This window comes from Achromobacter sp. FW305-C-30-7, from assembly GCF_058783105.1.
Genome location: NZ_JBYSYI010000012.1, coordinates 34,153 through 50,466, shown reverse-complemented (window position 1 = coordinate 50,466; position 16,314 = coordinate 34,153). Strand labels below are relative to the sequence as shown.

The 16,314-nt window shown below is 64.9% G+C and carries 16 protein-coding genes; all 16 read right to left on the bottom strand.

What is annotated here, in order from left to right:
• Window positions 1-5 precede the first annotated feature (5 nt).
• The gene (locus tag AC3WOB_RS28075; protein ID WP_013393452.1) at window positions 6-794 is read right to left on the bottom strand and encodes a TrmH family RNA methyltransferase; all 789 of its coding nucleotides are present in this window, start codon (window positions 792-794) and stop codon (window positions 6-8) included.
• The gene (rnhB, locus tag AC3WOB_RS28070) at window positions 791-1,399 is read right to left on the bottom strand and encodes a ribonuclease HII (protein WP_013393451.1); all 609 of its coding nucleotides are present in this window, start codon (window positions 1,397-1,399) and stop codon (window positions 791-793) included. The genes AC3WOB_RS28075 and rnhB overlap by 4 nt, the downstream gene beginning before the upstream one ends.
• Entirely contained in the window at window positions 1,386-2,582 is a 1,197-nt protein-coding gene (gene lpxB / locus AC3WOB_RS28065; protein ID WP_013393450.1) for a lipid-A-disaccharide synthase, read from the bottom strand. The genes rnhB and lpxB overlap by 14 nt, the downstream gene beginning before the upstream one ends.
• A complete protein-coding gene (gene lpxA / locus AC3WOB_RS28060) occupies window positions 2,579-3,373 on the bottom strand; it encodes an acyl-ACP--UDP-N-acetylglucosamine O-acyltransferase (RefSeq protein ID WP_013393449.1) in 795 nt (264 codons plus the stop codon). Before lpxA ends, lpxB begins: the two co-directional genes overlap by 4 nt.
• Entirely contained in the window at window positions 3,374-3,829 is a 456-nt protein-coding gene (gene fabZ / locus AC3WOB_RS28055) for a 3-hydroxyacyl-ACP dehydratase FabZ (protein WP_008167730.1), read from the bottom strand.
• Between the two features lie 67 nt (window positions 3,830-3,896).
• A complete protein-coding gene (gene lpxD / locus AC3WOB_RS28050; RefSeq protein WP_013393448.1) occupies window positions 3,897-4,994 on the bottom strand; it encodes a UDP-3-O-(3-hydroxymyristoyl)glucosamine N-acyltransferase in 1,098 nt (365 codons plus the stop codon).
• A 17-nt stretch (window positions 4,995-5,011) separates the two neighbouring features.
• Window positions 5,012-5,572, bottom strand: coding sequence for an OmpH/Skp family outer membrane protein (locus AC3WOB_RS28045; protein ID WP_013393447.1), 561 nt, complete (start codon window positions 5,570-5,572; stop codon window positions 5,012-5,014).
• Window positions 5,573-5,681: 109 nt separating this feature from the next.
• On the bottom strand, window positions 5,682-8,015 hold the full coding sequence (gene bamA, locus AC3WOB_RS28040) for an outer membrane protein assembly factor BamA (RefSeq protein WP_013393446.1): 2,334 nt from the start codon (window positions 8,013-8,015) through the stop codon (window positions 5,682-5,684).
• A 53-nt stretch (window positions 8,016-8,068) separates the two neighbouring features.
• The gene (rseP, locus tag AC3WOB_RS28035) at window positions 8,069-9,400 is read right to left on the bottom strand and encodes an RIP metalloprotease RseP (protein ID WP_013393445.1); all 1,332 of its coding nucleotides are present in this window, start codon (window positions 9,398-9,400) and stop codon (window positions 8,069-8,071) included.
• A gap of 56 nt (window positions 9,401-9,456) precedes the next feature.
• Window positions 9,457-10,656, bottom strand: a complete 1,200-nt coding sequence (locus tag AC3WOB_RS28030; protein WP_492276859.1) for a 1-deoxy-D-xylulose-5-phosphate reductoisomerase — start codon at window positions 10,654-10,656, stop codon at window positions 9,457-9,459.
• Window positions 10,653-11,510 carry a phosphatidate cytidylyltransferase gene (locus AC3WOB_RS28025; protein WP_013393443.1) on the bottom strand — a complete coding sequence of 286 codons (858 nt, stop codon included), beginning with the start codon at window positions 11,508-11,510 and terminating at the stop codon, window positions 10,653-10,655. Before AC3WOB_RS28025 ends, AC3WOB_RS28030 begins: the two co-directional genes overlap by 4 nt.
• A gap of 49 nt (window positions 11,511-11,559) precedes the next feature.
• Complete coding sequence (gene uppS, locus AC3WOB_RS28020; RefSeq protein ID WP_013393442.1) at window positions 11,560-12,324, bottom strand: polyprenyl diphosphate synthase; 765 nt, start codon at window positions 12,322-12,324, stop codon at window positions 11,560-11,562.
• A 179-nt stretch (window positions 12,325-12,503) separates the two neighbouring features.
• The gene (gene frr, locus AC3WOB_RS28015) at window positions 12,504-13,064 is read right to left on the bottom strand and encodes a ribosome recycling factor (protein ID WP_013393441.1); all 561 of its coding nucleotides are present in this window, start codon (window positions 13,062-13,064) and stop codon (window positions 12,504-12,506) included.
• 15 nt (window positions 13,065-13,079) lie between these two features.
• Entirely contained in the window at window positions 13,080-13,796 is a 717-nt protein-coding gene (gene pyrH / locus AC3WOB_RS28010) for a UMP kinase (protein ID WP_013393440.1), read from the bottom strand.
• 98 nt (window positions 13,797-13,894) lie between these two features.
• A complete protein-coding gene (tsf, locus tag AC3WOB_RS28005) occupies window positions 13,895-14,773 on the bottom strand; it encodes a translation elongation factor Ts (RefSeq protein ID WP_013393439.1) in 879 nt (292 codons plus the stop codon).
• Between the two features lie 179 nt (window positions 14,774-14,952).
• Complete coding sequence (rpsB, locus tag AC3WOB_RS28000) at window positions 14,953-15,702, bottom strand: 30S ribosomal protein S2 (RefSeq protein WP_013393438.1); 750 nt, start codon at window positions 15,700-15,702, stop codon at window positions 14,953-14,955.
• Window positions 15,703-16,314 lie beyond the last annotated feature (612 nt).

Below are 16,314 nucleotides of genomic sequence, written 5' to 3'. Positions count from 1 at the left end.
GGCCTTCAGCCCGGAGTGCCGCGCAAGGCTTGGCGCCGCTGCTCGAAGAGGCAGATCGCGGCTGCGGCGCCTACATTGAGCGATTCCACCGCCGCCATGTCGTGCGGTATGCGCACCTTGAGGCGCGCGGCGGCAAGCAGTTCCGCGGCCACGCCCTGGCCCTCATGGCCGAACACCCAGGCGCAGCGTTGCGGCAGCACGCCTTCGTACAGGTCGCGCGCCCCGTCCAGCGCGGTCGCCACCAGCGGTATCTGCAGCCGGGGCAGCAAGGCGGCCAGATCGACATGCTCGTGGATAGCCAGCGCGAAATGGGCGCCCTGGCCGCTGCGCAGCACCTTGGGAGACCAGGCGGCGGCGGTGCCCGTCGCCAGGAAGACGCGCTTCACGCCCGCCGCCGCGCAGGTGCGCAGCAGCGTGCCGACGTTGCCGGGATCCTGGATGCGGTCGAACAGCACGCAGTTCTCATCCACGGCATCGGGCAGGTCCAGGACCGGCGGCGTCACCTGAAAAGCCACGCCCTGCCCGCTTTCGACGGCTGCCAGGGACTGCATCAGGCGCGCGTCCAGGGCCAGGCAGTCGCGGTCCGGCACGGCGGCCGCCAGCGCCGCGATATCGGGCTGGGACAAGCGTTCCACGTCGAAGATCGCCTGATCGGGCGCGCCGTGATGCTGCAGCCAGGCCTGGCACAGGTGCACGCCCTCCAGCAGCACCGGCGCGCCGCGCTTGCCCGCCGTGACGGCGAGCTTGGCCAGCGCCTTGACCGCGGGATTGTCGCGGGAACTGATGTGCTTCATAAGCTCAGGCTAAAGGCCTTGATGGGAGCGAAGCTGCGCCGGTGTTCGGCGCAGGGGCCGTGCTCGCGCAGCATCTCCAGATGCAGCGCGGTGCCATAGCCCTTGTGCTGGTCGAAGGCGTACTGGGGATACAGGGCATGCAGACGCAGCAGGTCCGCGTCGCGCGCCGTCTTGGCGAGGATCGAGGCCGCGGAAATCGCGGGCACTAGGGCATCGCCTTTGATGACGGTCTGCACCGTGCAGCCCAGCTTGGGAGCCTGGTTGCCGTCCACCAGCGCCAGTTGCGGCATCGTGGACAAGCCCTGCACGGCACGCTGCATCGCGAGCATCGTGGCGCGCAGGATGTTCATGCTGTCGATCTCGGCGACGCTGGCGCTGGCGATGCACCAGGCCAGCGAGAATTCCTGGATTTCAAGCGCCAGCGCCTCGCGCGTGGCCGCCTTGAGCACCTTGGAATCCGCCAGGCCGGCGATGGGCCGCGCCGGATTCAAGATGACGGCAGCCGCGTAGACGGCGCCCGCCAGCGGGCCGCGGCCCGCCTCGTCGACGCCCGCCGTGACCATGGCTGGCTGCTCTGGCGCCGCGAACAGCTCAGGCTGCTCCACCTGCCACCTCCAGGATCGCCTGGGCGGCCAGCGCGGGCGTGTCGCGCAGCAGCTCCTGATGCAGAGCCGTAAAGCGCGCCTCGATGCGCGTCCGGCCCGCGTCGTCGGTCAGGGACGTCCAGGTCGCTTCCGCGAGCTTTTCGGGGGTTGCGTCGTCCTGCAGCAGTTCCGGCACGGCGAAATCGCGCAGCAGCACGTTCGGCAAGCCGACCCAGGGCAGGTAGGGCCGCTGCTGGCCGGACTTCCAGGCCATGATGCGGCGCATCCAGGGCGACAGCACGTAGGAAATCACCATGGGACGCTTATACAGAGCCGTTTCCAGCGTGGCGGTGCCGCTGGCCACCAGCACCGCCGTGGCGGCCTCCATGACGGTCCACGCCACCGGCGCCTGGCGCTCTCCGCCCTCGCCGTGCAGATCGTTCGCGGTGACGCAGCGCAGCCCTGGCACGGGGTACTGGGCCAGGATGGCCTGGAACTCCGCGCGCCGCTGGTCATTGACCATGGGCACCACGCATTGCAGCGCCGGATCTTTCTTCAGCAGGATCTGGGCAGCCTGCAGGAAACGCGGCGCCAACAGACGGATCTCGGACGAACGGCTACCCGGCAGGATCGCCAGCACGCGGGCGTTCTGATCGATGCCCAGACGCTCGCGCGCCGCGGCGCGGTCCGGCTGCATGGGCACGGCCCCGGCCAGCGGGTGACCCACGTAAGTGACCGGAATGCCTTCCTTGCGGTAGATCTCTTCCTCGAACGGGAACAGCACCAGCATGTGCGACACCGACTCGCGGATCTTGTGGATGCGCTCGTAGCGCCAGGCCCAGATCGACGGTCCGACGAAATGCACCGTGGGCGTGCCTGCCTGGCGCAATTGGTGCTCCAGGCGCAGGTTGAAGTCCGGCGCGTCGATGCCGACGAATACGGCGGGCGGCTCCGCCAGCCAGCGCTGCTTGACGTTCCGATAGGTGCCAAGCAGGCTGGGCAGGCGCTTGAGCGCGTCGACATAGCCGAACACGGTCAAGGCGTGCATGGGATGCCAGGCATCGAAGCCGCGCGCCTGCATCTGCGGCCCGCCTATGCCCTCGCAGCGGATGCCGGCGTCGCGCGCTTGCAGACCGGCAATGATGCGACCGGCCAGCAAGTCGCCCGAAGGCTCGCCGGCCACCATGCCGATCCGCGTGCTCATGGACGGATGATGCCGCGGCTCGCGACGTCCAGGAAGTCCAGCAGGGTTTGCAGATGCGGGGCGACCTCGGGCTCCGCCTGCTGGCGGGCACGCATTTCGGCGCGCGCCGCGTCCAGCGACAGGCCTCGGCGGTAAATGAGCTTGTAGGCGTCGCGCAGGGCCGAAATGGCGGCGGGCGTGAAGCCGCGGCGCTTGAGGCCTTCGACGTTGACGCCCACCGGGCGGCAAGGATTGCCCGCGGCCAGCACGAAAGGCGGCGTGTCCTGCATGAGGGAGCTGTTGCCGCCCGTCATGCTGTGCGCGCCAATGCGCGCAAACTGGTGCACACCGGTCAGGCCGCCCACGATGGCCCAATCGCCGACGTGGACGTGGCCGCCCAGCTGCACCGAATTGGCCAGAATGGTGTTGCTGCCAATGTGGCAGTCGTGCGCCACGTGCACGTACGCCATGACCCAGTTGTCGTCGGCTATCGTCGTGACCCCGCCGTCCTGCACGGTACCCGTGTTGAGCGTGACGAATTCCCGGAAGGTGTTGCGGTCGCCGATTTCCAGGCGCGTAGGCTCGCCCTGGTACTTCTTGTCCTGCGGCATGCCGCCGACCGAGCAATAGCGGTAGAAGCGGTTGTCGCGGCCGATGGTCGTCACCCCGTCCACCATGCAGTACGGGCCGATCTCGGTGCCCGCGCCGATGGTCACATTGGGACCGATGGTCGCGAACGCACCCACGACGACGGTCGGGTCGAGCTTGGCCGCCGGATCAACGACGGCGGTGGGGTGAATGTTTCCTGCCATTTACTCTTCCAGGCTGCGAATCGCGCACATCAGCTTGGCCGAGGCGACTTCCTGGCCGTCCACCGTCGCGCGCGCTTGGTACTTACAGATGCTGCGGCTCAGGCGTTCGGCTTCCACCTCGATGCGCAACTGGTCGCCCGGCACCACGGGACGGCGGAAACGCGCGCCGTCGATGCCGACCAGGTAATACGCGGTCTTGGAACCTTCGCACTTCAGGCCGCCGTTCTCGTCCGTAAACGAGAACAGGGCGGAGGCCTGAGCCATGGCTTCCACGATGAGCACGCCCGGCATCACCGGGTGGTGCGGGAAATGGCCGTTGAAAAACGGTTCATTGATCGAGACGTTCTTGATGGCCACGATGGACTTGCCGGGCACCATTTCGACGACGCGGTCAATCAGCAGCATCGGATAACGATGCGGCAGTCTCTCCATGATCCCCTTGATGTCGAGTTCCATTTTTCTATGCTTTCCTGCGAAGTAAAGTAATCGTGCGGCGCGGACGCGCCAGGGGCGGCAATGCGCCCTAGTCTTTTTCCAGCGTCCGCACGCGCCGGCGCAACTGCGCCAACTGTTGTATCACGGCGGCGTTGCGCTGCCATTCGCCATGTTCCGCATACGGGAAGACCCCGGTATAGCGGCCAGGCTTCGAAATGCTGGAGGTCACCGCTGTGCCTCCGGAAATATGCACATCGTCGCCCAGCGTCAGGTGTCCCGACAGCATGGCCGCACCGCCGATGGTGCAGCGCTCGCCGATGGTGGTCGACCCGGCCACGCCGACGCAAGCCGCAACGGCGGTATGCGCGCCGATCCGGCAGTTGTGGGCGACCATGATCTGGTTGTCCAGCTTCACGCCATCGGACAGGACGGTGTCCTCCAGCGCCCCGCGGTCGACGGTGGTGTTGGCGCCGATCTCGACGTCGTCACCGACGGTCACGCCGCCGAGCTGGGGAATCTTGCCCCAGGCGCCCTTGCCCAGCGTCGGGTCCGGCGCAAAGCCGAAGCCGTCCGCGCCCAGCACGGCGCCGCTATGGATGATCGCGCGCGCGCCCACTTTCACCCCGTCATACAGGGTGACATGGGCGTACAGGCGGCTGCCGGGTCCAACGGACGAGCCGGCGCCGATGACGCAGCCAGGTCCGAGCACGGTATCGCGGCCGATGCGGGCGCCGGATTCGACAACGCAATTCGGGCCGATACGCACGCCCTCTTCGATGATGGCGTCAGCGGCGACAACCGCGGAGGGATGCGTGGACGCGGGCAGCGCGGGGCGCCTGGCGGCGTCGAACCACTGCGCCAAACGGGCGTAAAGCAGATAGGGATGCTGACAGACGACCAGCGCGAACGGCGGCCGGGCGTGGCCTTCGGCTTCCAGAGCCTGGGCCACGTCGGGCGAGACGATGACCGCCCCTGCTTGCGTGGCGCCTAGCTGACTCTGGTAGCGGGGGTTGGCCAGGAAAGCGATTTCCTGCCGACCCGCCGATGACAGGGTTCCGATGCCGCAGACCCGCATGGGGTCTGCACCTGGAACCGCACTGATACGCCAGTCCATTCCCTGGGTGTTGGCGGCGCTCAACAGTGTTTCCAGCGTTGGCGCGCGGGCAAGATCCAGTAAAACCGGCATAGCTTGACAGGTGCTGCTTACTTGCCCAGGCTCTGGATCACCTTGTCGGTGATGTCGATGCGCGGGTTGACCGTGACGGCGTCCTGAATGATCAGGTCGTAGCTTTCCTGTTCGGCGATGCGCTTGATGGCGTCATTGGCCTTCGTCACGATGCCGGAGAACTCTTCGTTGCGGCGGCGGTTGAAGTCTTCCTGGAACTCGCGGCGCTTGCGCTGCAGGTCGGTATCCAGGTTGGACAGTTCGCGCTGGCGCTTGACGCGGTCGGACTCGGACAGAACGGGAGCGTCCTTGTCGAACTTCTCGGCTTGCGAACGCAGGCTGTTATTCAGGCGCTGGAGCTCGTCGTCGCGCTTCTTGAATTCGGCTTCGATCTTGCTTTGCGCTGCCTTGGCCGGACCCGACTCGCGCAGGATCCGCTCGGTATTGACGAAACCGATCTTCGTGCCTTGGGCCTGCGCGGGAATCGCTGCAGCCGAACCGAGAATGAGCGCACCTACCAGGGCAATCGAGCCGCCCAGCTTGCCGCGGCGCTTGGCGCGCAGCGAATTCGAGGATTTAAGTGCGGAATCAGACATCATGAAAATCTCACCTTCCAGTAAGGCAAAGCCAAAGTGTGTATTGTGCCACTAAACAGCAAGGGAGCCGGCTGAGCGCCCCTCCCCCTTGTTTTCAAGCGTAACGACGCGCTTAGAAACCCGTTCCGATCTGGAACTGGAAGCTCTGCTTGTCGTCGCCCGACTTCGAATTGAGCGGACGGGCGTAGGACAACTGCAACGGCCCCATCGGCGACTGCCACGACAGGCCGATACCGGCCGAGAACCTCCAGCCGCACGGATCCTCGACCTCGCTGCCGGGCTTGCCGCCGGTGCAGCTCTGGCCGCTGCCCGCCGATACCTGGCCGGCGTCCGAGAAAATGAACCAGCGCAGCGTGCGGTCCTTCGACGCGCCCGGGAACGGCAGATAGAGCTGCGCGTTGGCGATGACGCGCCGCGTGCCGCCCAGGTAGTCGCCCGTCTTCGAATCGCGCGGACCCAGCGACGAGCCTTCGTAGCCGCGCACCGTGCCGATACCGCCGGCATAGACGTTCTTGATGATCGGGTAATCCTTGCTGCCGTAGCCCTGCCCCCAATCGACCATGCCATTCAAGGCGAGGGTATAGGAGCCGCCCAGCGGCACGAAGTACTGCTGCTGCGCCGTCAACATCGTGTACTGCAGGTCGATGGTAGACAGGTCAGCCTTCAGGCGGGTGTAGCCGCCCTTGGTCGGGGCCAGGCCGCTGTCGCGCGTGTCCTTGGTCCAACCGGTGGTGAAGATCACCGAGTTGGTCGCGTCGCCGTAGTCCCTGACGAACTTCTCATAGGCCGCCGGCGAGTTGTTGAACAGGTCGATCTGGTTGCGCTCGACGTTCGCGCCCAACATGATGCGGTCGTATTCCGAGATCGGCACGCCGAAGTTCATGCCCAGGCCCATGGCCTTGACGCGGTAGTCGCCGTCGTTGTTGTTCCAGGGCTCGGTCACGCGGTAGTAGGCGGACGTGGTGCGGCTGATGCCGTCCTTGGTCCAGTACGGATCGGTGTGCGACAGCACGATGGCACGGTTGGTCTTGCTGGTGTTCAGCTGCAGGGTCAGGTTGGTGCCGCTGCCGAAGACGTTGTCTTCGCTGATACCGGCCGACAGAATGGCCTTTTCGGACGAGCCGTAACCCACGCCCAGGTTGATCATGCCCGTGGGCTTTTCCTTGACGTCCACGTTGACGTCGACCTGGTCGGGAGAGCCCGGAACCGGATCGGTCTTGACGTTGACGTCGCTGAAATAGCCCAGGCGGTCGACGCGGTCGCGCGAGGTCTTGATGTCCTTGGCGTCGTACCAGGCAGCTTCCTGCTGGCGCATTTCGCGGCGCACCACTTCGTCGCGCGTGCGGGTATTGCCGCCGATCTGGATGCGGCGCACGTACACGCGGCGGCTGGGGTCGACGTAGAACGTCAGGTCGGCCTCATGCTTGGCGCGATCCAGCTGCGGGTTCGGGTTGACGTTGGCGAAGGCATAGCCCAGTTCGCCCAGGTAGTCGGTAATGGCCTTGGCCGAGCCGTTGGCCTTGGCGGCCGAGAACGTCTCTTCCGGCTTGATTTCGACCAGCGCGTTGATTTCCTTGTCCAGGCCCAGCAGATTGCCGGCCAGCTTCACGCTGCGCACCTTGTAGGGCTCGCCTTCGTGGACAGTAATCGTGATGCGGATGTCCTTGCGGTCCGGCGAAATCGTGACCTGGGGCGGCTCGACCGAAAATTCCAGATAGCCCTGATCCAGGTAGAACGAGCGCAGACGCTCCAGGTCGCCCTCGAGCTTTTCACGCGAGTACTTGTCGGTATCGGTGTACCAGGTCAGCCAGCCCGGCGTGGTCAGCTTGAATTCGTCGAGCAGATCGCTTTCGGAGAAGGCCTTGTTGCCGACGAAGCGGATTTCCTGGATGCGCGCGACCGAGCCTTCGAACACGTCGAAGCTCACGCCCACGCGATTGCGGGGCAGCGGGGTCACGGTGGAAGTCACTTCGATGCCGTACTTGCCCTTGGACAGGTACTGCTGCTTCAGTTCGTATTCGGCGCGCTCGAGCATGGAGCGGTCGAAGATGCGGCCTTCGGCGAAGCCCACTTGCGCCAGCGAGGTGGTAATGGCCTTGGAGTCGAACTCGCGCATGCCATTGAAGTTCACCGACGCGATCGTGGGACGTTCCTGCACGACCACCACGACGACGTTGTTGTCCGTCTGGATCTGCACGTCGGTGAAAAAGCCGGTGCCGTACAAGCGGCGGATGGCTTCGGTGGCTTCTTCTTCGGTGAACTTTTCGCCCACCTTGACGGGGAGATAGCCGAAGACGGTGCCGGCGTCAGTCCGTTGAATACCCTCTACGCGGATATCCCGCACGACAAAAGGGTCGAAGGCGTGGGCGATGGCCGGAACCAGCAGTGCGGCGATCAAACCCGGCAGTACACCCTTTTTGTGATGAAACATCCGGCGAAAAGACATCCTTGAGTATCCTCGGTCGTGCAAATGGCGGGGGATTTTATGCTAAATCGCGTTCAAGTGAACAAACGCGTGAAATCATTGAACAGCGCAAGCCCCATCAGGCTTGCCAATAAACCTATGCCGGCGCGCTGTCCGATATCGATCCACCTTGCTGGCGGCGGGCTACCCCGCACAATTTCGACGAGATAGTACAGCAGATGGCCACCGTCCAGCATGGGAATAGGCAGCAAATTTAGTACGCCCAGGCTGATGCTGATCAAGGCGATATAGGCGATATACGCAACAATTCCGATTCTGGCGGTCTGGCCGGCGTAATCCGCGATGGTCACCGGGCCGCTGACATTGCGCCAGGAAACGTCGCCCGTCACCATGCGGCCCATCATGCGCAGGGAGAACCAGGCCGTGTCCCAGGTGCGGACCGCGCCTTTCCACAGGCTCTCTAACACGCCGTAGCGCACAGTCACCATGGGGATGTCGCCGCCCAGCTGGACGCCCAGTCGGCCGATCACCTGGCCGTTGACGGTCTCGGCGCGCGGCGTGACGTTCAGCGAAATATTGGCGCCGTCGCGCGCCAGCGTGAGCGCCAGGGTCTTGCCGGCGCTTTCCTGGATCTGCCGGACCAGGGCCCCGGTATCCGGCGTGAGCACGCCATTCACGGCCAGCACCAGGTCGCCTGCGCGCAAGCCGGCCGCCTGCCCTTCGCCGCCATCGTTGACGACGCGCACGGCGGGCTTGGGCTGGGCCAGCCGCACGCCGGCCGCCGCCAACGGGTCGCCGCCCGCCGGGTCCATGCTGTTGGACGGCAGGATCAGTTCACGCTGCTGCACCGCGCCCGCGGGGGTCTTGACCTCGATCCGGGCGCTGCCGCCAGTGGCCATGACGTCCATCAGACGCCAGCGCGCGTCCGACCAGGAGGCGACTTCTTCGCCGTCGATGGCAAGGATGTGGTCGCCCGAGAGCAGGCCCGCCTGCGCCGCCGGCGTGCCAGCGGCGGGCTGGGCGATGACGGCCACGGGCTCTTCGGTGCCGGCCATGTTGAGGCCGGCGTACAGGAACACCGCGAGTATCAGGTTGAAAATGGGGCCAGCGGCCACGATGGCAATGCGTTGGCCGACGGGCTTGCTGTTGAAAGCGCCCGCGACTTCCGCCGGGCTCGCGCCAGCAGGAGGATCGTCCTGCATCTTGACGTAGCCGCCCAGCGGCAGGGCCGAGACAGCCCATTCCGTGCCGTGGCGGTCGGTGCGACGCAGGATGACCTTGCCGAACCCCACCGAGAAGCGCAACACTTTCACGCCGCACAGGCGGGCCACCCAATAGTGCCCCAGTTCATGGAAGATGATCAGGGAGCCAAGCGCAACCGCAAAGGCCAACAGGGTGAAAAGCATCGAGGTCGGAGAAATCTAGAAAATCAGAGGCTGGCGAGCGACGACGATGACCTGTATCAGGCCAGGCCCAGGCTGCCCGCGAAGACGCGCGCGTCGGAGTCAAGGGCGAGCACGTCGTCAAGACTGTTGAGCGTAACAGATGCTTGCCGTGCCTGCCACTCCAAGGAAGCCTCGATAACCCGCGGAATCCAGGTGTACGGCAGGCGCCCGCCCAGGAAAGCCTCCACGGCGATCTCGTTGGCGGCATTCAGGGTCACGCAGGCCCCCTGCCCGGCCCGCAGCGCCGCGAAGGAATGCGCCAGGCATGGGAAACGCGCCAGATCGGGCTTCTCGAAGTCCAGCCGCCCCAGGCGAGTCAGATCCAGCGGACCGACGCCACTGTCCAGGCGTTCAGGAAATCCCAGGCCGTAGGCGATGGGGGTGCGCATATCCGGCTGGCCGAGCTGTGCCAGCACCGACCCGTCGTCGTACTCCACCATGGAATGCACCACGCTTTGGGGGTGCACCACCACTTCGATACGGTCGGCGGGCATGGCAAACAGCCAATGCGCCTCGATCACCTCGAGGCCCTTGTTGAGCATGGTGGCGGAATCCACCGAAATCTTGCGGCCCATGCTCCAGTTGGGGTGGGCGCAGGCCTGGGCCGGGGTCACTTCGTGCAGATCTTCCAGGTCGCGCCCGCGGAACGGGCCGCCGGAAGCAGTCAGGAGCAGGCGGCGCACGCCCGGCGCCGGGCTTTCCGGCGCCGTAGCACGCCCACCATGGGGCAGGCATTGGAAAATAGCGTTATGTTCACTGTCGATAGGCAGCAGTTCGGCGCCGTTATCGCGTATGGCCTGCATGAAGAGCGAGCCAGCCGCCACCAGCGCTTCCTTGTTGGCCAGCAGCACGCGCTTGCCGCTGCGGGCGGCCGCCAGGGCGGCCGGCAGGCCCGCGGCGCCTACGATGGCCGCCATGACCGAGTCGCATTGGGGATCGGCGGCGGTATCCGCCAAGGCCTGCGCGCCCACCCGGATCTCCGGCATGGGCCGCCCGCCCGCCCAGGCCGCGACGAACTTCTTGCGGGCCGCCGCGTCGGGCACCACCACGACTGCTGCGCGGCTGGCCTGCGCCTGCTCCGCCAGGCGCGCCATCTGGCTGTAGGCCGACAAGGCATACACCGCCAGCCGCTCGGGGTGGCGGGCGATCACATCCAGCGTGCTTTCACCGATCGAACCGGTCGATCCCAGCACGACGACGCGTTGAAAAGCCGTCAAAACAACACTCCAGACAAAAGTAGCGCAAACGGCGCGACCGGGAGAATCGCGTCAATGCGGTCATAGACCCCACCGTGGCCCGGCAGCAGCGTGCTGGAATCCTTGCGGCCGGCGCGCCGCTTGAGCAGCGACTCGAACAGGTCTCCCACGATCGACACCACGCCCAGCAGTGCAGCGATGGGCAGGGCCAGCCAGAAGCTCCAGCGCTCGACCAGCGCGTGCCCGTAAGTGCCCTCCCAGAGGCTGGAAAGACCGATCCAGACCACCGCCCCCAATACGCCGGCGACCGCGCCTGCGATCGTCTTGCCCGGGCTGACCCGCGGCGCCAGTTTACGCTTGCCGAACGCTCTGCCGGCAAAATATGCGGCGATATCGGCGACCCAGACCAGCGCCAGCAGCGACACCACGAAACCGGGGCCATGGGCCACGAACATCTGCGCCAGCACGGCCCAGGCGGCGAATGCGGCAGGCACGGAGAAAGCCGACCAGCCCAAGCTGGCGGGAGGCGCGTCGGAGCGGCCGCGTACTACCGCCGCCAGACCGCCGAACAGCCAGACCGCCGCCACCGCCGGCACCAGATAGCGCAACACCCAGGCGGGATCGGCGATGCCCGTGCCGCCACCCGCCAACCAGGCGGAGGTCAAGGCCAGCATGCCGGCGAACAGCAGGACGGCAACGCCTACGGCGATAAAGGGGGATGGCGGCTGCGGCAGCGTCAGGCGCAGCCACTCCCAGTTGGCGCAGGCGGCAGCCAGCGCCAGCAAGGCAACGAACCACCAGGGGTTCGCGCTGATCATTGCGGCAGCCAGAATGGCCAACAGAACGACTGCGGTAACGATACGCTGGCCCAACATATGACGGTCTCCTCGTGTACTGCCCTGGAAAGACGCGCTGGTCGTCCGCTTATTGCGCGCCGTCTTGGCTGAGTTGCGCGCTGGTGCGGCCGAAACGGCGTTCGCGCGTGCGATACCAGTCAAAAGCGGCCGCGAGTTCTGCGGCGCCGAAATCCGGCCAGTAGCGGTCCGTGAAGTAGAACTCCGCGTACGCCATCTGCCAGATCAGGAAATTGGAAATGCGCTGTTCGCCGCCAGTGCGGATGAACAGGTCGGGCTCGGGGGCCCAAGCCATGGACAGGTGCCGGGACAGGCGTTCCTCGTCCACCAGTTGGGGCTGCGAGGCCAAACCCGGTTCGGCGGCCAGCATGGCGCGGGTCGCCTGCAGAATGTCCCAGCGTCCGCCATAGTTGGCGGCAACCGTCAGGTGCAGGCGGTCGTTGTGCGCCGTGCGTTCCTGAGCGGCGAAGATCAGCTCTTGCAGGCGGGGCTCGAAGGCGGACAGGTCGCCAATGACGTGCAAGCGCACGCCCTGCTCGTCCAGCTTGCCGATCTCGCGCTCCAGCGCTTGCACGAACAGGCGCATCAGCAGCGACACTTCCTCGGCGGGACGCCGCCAGTTCTCGGAACTGAAGGCGAACAACGTCAGATAGCGCACGCCGGCGCGGCCGCAGGCCTCGACGACGCGCCGCACCGCCTGCACGCCTTTGGCGTGGCCCGCGGTGCGCGGCAGCAGCCGCCTCGTCGCCCACCGGCCATTGCCATCCATAATGATGGCCACGTGCTCGGGAATGTCGCGGGTAGCGGGAACCGCCTGGGTCGAACTGGTTGCCATTGGTCTGGAGCTGCGCGCGGTGAAACGGCGAAAACGGAACTACATGAAGAAAAGCCTGCGCCGTCGTTCCATCGTTACGCAGCAACGCTGCGGACCAATGGACAGGACGGCGCTCAGGCAGGAAATCCTGGTCGCCAGGGCGATACGGCCTAGCCTATCACCCTGGCGGCATCCAGGAATTATACGGTCATGATTTCCGCTTCTTTTTGCGTGACCATCTTGTCGATCTCGGCCACGCTGCGGTCGGTCAGCTTCTGGACGTCATCCTGCGAACGACGCTCGTCGTCCTCGGAGATTTCCTTGTCCTTGACCAGCTTCTTCAGCGCTTCATTGGCTTCGCGGCGCAGGTTGCGCACGGCCACCTTGGCGTCCTCGCCTTCGCTACGGACCACCTTGGTCAGGTCGCGGCGGCGCTCTTCGGTCAGGGCGGGCATCGGCACGCGGATGGTGTCGCCCATCGACATGGGGTTCAGGCCCAGGTCCGATTCGCGGATCGCCTTTTCAATGGCGGCGGCCATGCTCTTCTCGTAGGGCTGCACGCTGATGGTGCGCGCGTCCACGAGATTCACGTTGCCGACCTGGCTGATCGGCACGGGCGAACCGTAGTACTCGACCTGCACGTGGTCCAGGATGCCGGTATGGGCGCGGCCCGTGCGGATCTTGGCCAGGTTGGTCTTGAGCGTGTCAAGCGACTTGGCCATCCTGGCTTCGGCGGATTTGCGGATTTCTGCGACGCTCATGGCGTTTCCTTTTCTTTAGACGTGTACCAAGGTGCCTTCGTCTTCGCCGCTGACGACCCGCTTGAGGGCGCCGGACTTATTGATCGAAAACACTTTGATCGGCAGCTTCTGGTCACGGCACAGCGCAAAGGCCGTGGCGTCCATGACTTCCAGCCGGCGGACGATCGCTTCGTCGAAGCTGATGCGCGAGTAACGCGTGGCGGTGGGATCCTTGTTGGGATCCGCGCTGTAGATGCCGTCGACCTTGGTGGCCTTCAGCACGATCTCCGCCCCGATCTCGGCGCCGCGCAACGCAGCGGCCGTGTCCGTGGTGAAGAAGGGGTTGCCGGTGCCTGCCGCGAAGATGACGACCTTGCCCTCTTCGAGGTAGCGCAGCGCCTTCGGGCGGATGTACGGCTCGACGACCTGGTCGATGTTCAAGGCCGATTGCACGCGGGTGTCGACACCCTTGTGCTTGAGCGCGTCTTGCAGCGCAAGCGCGTTCATGATGGTGGCCATCATGCCCATGTAGTCGGCGGTCGCGCGGTCCATGCCCTGCGCGCCCGGGGCGACGCCACGGAAAATGTTGCCCCCGCCGATGACGATAGCCAATTCGACGCCCGTGGCGGCGACTTCGGCGACCTCATCGGTCATGCGGACGATGGTGGAGCGGTTGATGCCGAATGCATCGTCGCCCATCAGCGCCTCGCCGGAAAGTTTGAGAAGAACCCGTTTGTATGCTCTGCTGCTCATAGGTGATATCCCGAAGAACAATCCGACGAAAGTGTAAGACAAGAAATAGGCCGGACTAGAATTTAATCTAGCGCCGGCCCTTAAGCACTACCCTGGGGTCAGGCGCGGCCAGCGGCGGCGGCGGCGACCTCAGCGGCGAAATCGCTGGTCTTCTTCTCGATACCTTCGCCGACAACGAACAGCACGAACTTGCTGATCGAAGCGCCCTTTTCCTTGAGCATCTGCTCAACGCTGTGCTTGTCGCTCTTGACGAACGGCTGCGACAGCAGGGTGACTTCCTTCAGGAACTTCGCGACCGAGCCTTCGACCATCTTGGCGACGATTTCAGCCGGCTTGCCGGATTCGGCGGCCTTCTGTTCGGCGACCGAGCGTTCGGCAGCGATGTCGGCGGGGTTCACGCCGTCGGCGTTCAGCGCCTTGGGCTTGGTGGCGGCGATGTGCATCGCCAGGTCCTTGCCCACTTCTTCCGCGCCGGTGTATTCGACCAGCACGCCGATCTTGCCGCCGTGCACATAGCTGGCCAGGGCGTTCGGGGTCTCGATGCGCTCGAAGCGGCGGATCGAGATGTTTTCGCCGATCTTGCCGATCAGGGCGGTGCGGGTGGTTTCGACCGTGCCGTCGCCGTAGGGCAGCGCCGACAGGGCTTCCACCGTGGCGGGGTTCTGCGTGGCAACCAGCTCGGCCAGCTTGTTCACGAAGCCGACGAAGTCGTCGTTCTTGGCGACGAAGTCGGTTTCGCAGTTGATTTCGATGACGGCGCCCTTCTTGGCGTCGGCGGAGATGAACAGACCGATCAGGCCTTCAGCGGTGACGCGGGCGGCAGCCTTGCTGGCCTTGTTGCCCAGCTTGACGCGCAGGATTTCCTCGGCGCGAGCCAGGTCGCCCTCGGCTTCCGTCAAGGCCTTCTTGCACTCCATCATGGGGGCGTCGGTCTTTTCGCGCAGTTCCTTGACCAGGGCAGCGGTAATTTCAGCCATGTTTGCTCCAATTTGCTAGAACATGCCCCGGCAGGCCGGGACAGTGGTTTGATTCGATGGGACATCCGCGACTAGCGGATCAGGAAGATGGGAGCCCACCTTCGCATTGCCGGCGAGGCGGGAGCGGACCCGCATTCGGAACCGCTCCCAGACGCTAACCGCCGGACATGACAACAGGCTTAGGCCTGGTTGTCCTGCACTTCGACGAACTCTTCCTGACCTTCGCCCAGCTCTTCGACCAGACCGTTCAGGTTCTGTTCGCGGCCTTCCAGCACGGCGTCGGCGATGCCCTTGGCGTACAGCGCGATGGCCTTGGCCGAGTCGTCGTTGCCGGGGATGACGTAGTCGATGCCGTCGGGCGAGTGGTTGGTGTCAACCACGGCGACCACGGGAATGCCCAGCGTCTTGGCTTCGGCGATGGCGATCTTGTGGTAGCCGACGTCGATCACGAAAATGGCGTCAGGCAGACCGTTCATGTCCTTGATACCGCCGATCGACTTGTTCAGCTTGTCCAGTTCGCGTTGGAACAGCAGGCCTTCCTTCTTGATCATGCGCTCGGCGCCGCCTTCGGCGACCACGACTTCCATGTCCTTCAGGCGCTTGACCGAGGTCTTGACCGTCTTGAAGTTGGTCAGCATGCCGCCGAGCCAGCGGGCGTCGACGAAGGGCATGCCGCAACGGGCGGCTTCGGTGGCGACCAGCTCGCGCGCAGCGCGCTTGGTGCCGACGAACAGGATGTTGCCGCCGCGAGCAGCCAGCTGCTTCACGAACTTGGTGGCTTCCTGGTACTTATCAACCGTCTTTTCGAGGTTGATGATGTGAATCTTGTTGCGATGGCCGAAGATGTAAGGGGCCATCTTGGGGTTCCAGTAGCGGGTCTGGTGACCGAAGTGGACACCCGCTTCCAGCATTTCGCGCATCAAAGACATAACTTTCTCCAAGGGTTGATTTCTTGCGCCGCACCTGCATCAGCCTCTGGCTGACACCCTGGGTGGTGTTGCGCGCGATTTCCCGCAAATGCGGGATGACAAAATTTTAACCGGGCCGACCGATCACTGCCGCAATAACTACGACGCCTGGGGCGCCTTCTACTACGCTGCCGCGATAAACCCAGACGGCCGCCACGACCAAGAACCTTGCACCGCATGCTTGCAGGCGCTTGTCCAGACCCACCAGGAATTTCCTGGAAGTTTCCGGCGGTTTCCCGAAAGCGCACCCGGACCTGTTTTGTTGGCGGCGAAATCCAGCTCTGGAAAATCCAGCTCTTCGCGTTCAAGCGTGGGGCTTTACGCCCCGGCTTCAGTTCGATCGCGCATCAGACCATCGGGGCATTTCTTAAGAAAACGCGAACGTTTTCAAGAACTTAAGCCGACATCCATACCGAGTCCAAACCCTGAGCCTGCATCGCCGCTCTAAAACATGACCGGGCTTACAAGCACGCCGCGTCCCAGCTTGCGCCAGCATCCGCATCGCCGCCGACCACGCCCAACCCGACTTGCTTCCAGCAAGCGCCCCCGCTCGTAATATCCACGACCTGCCCG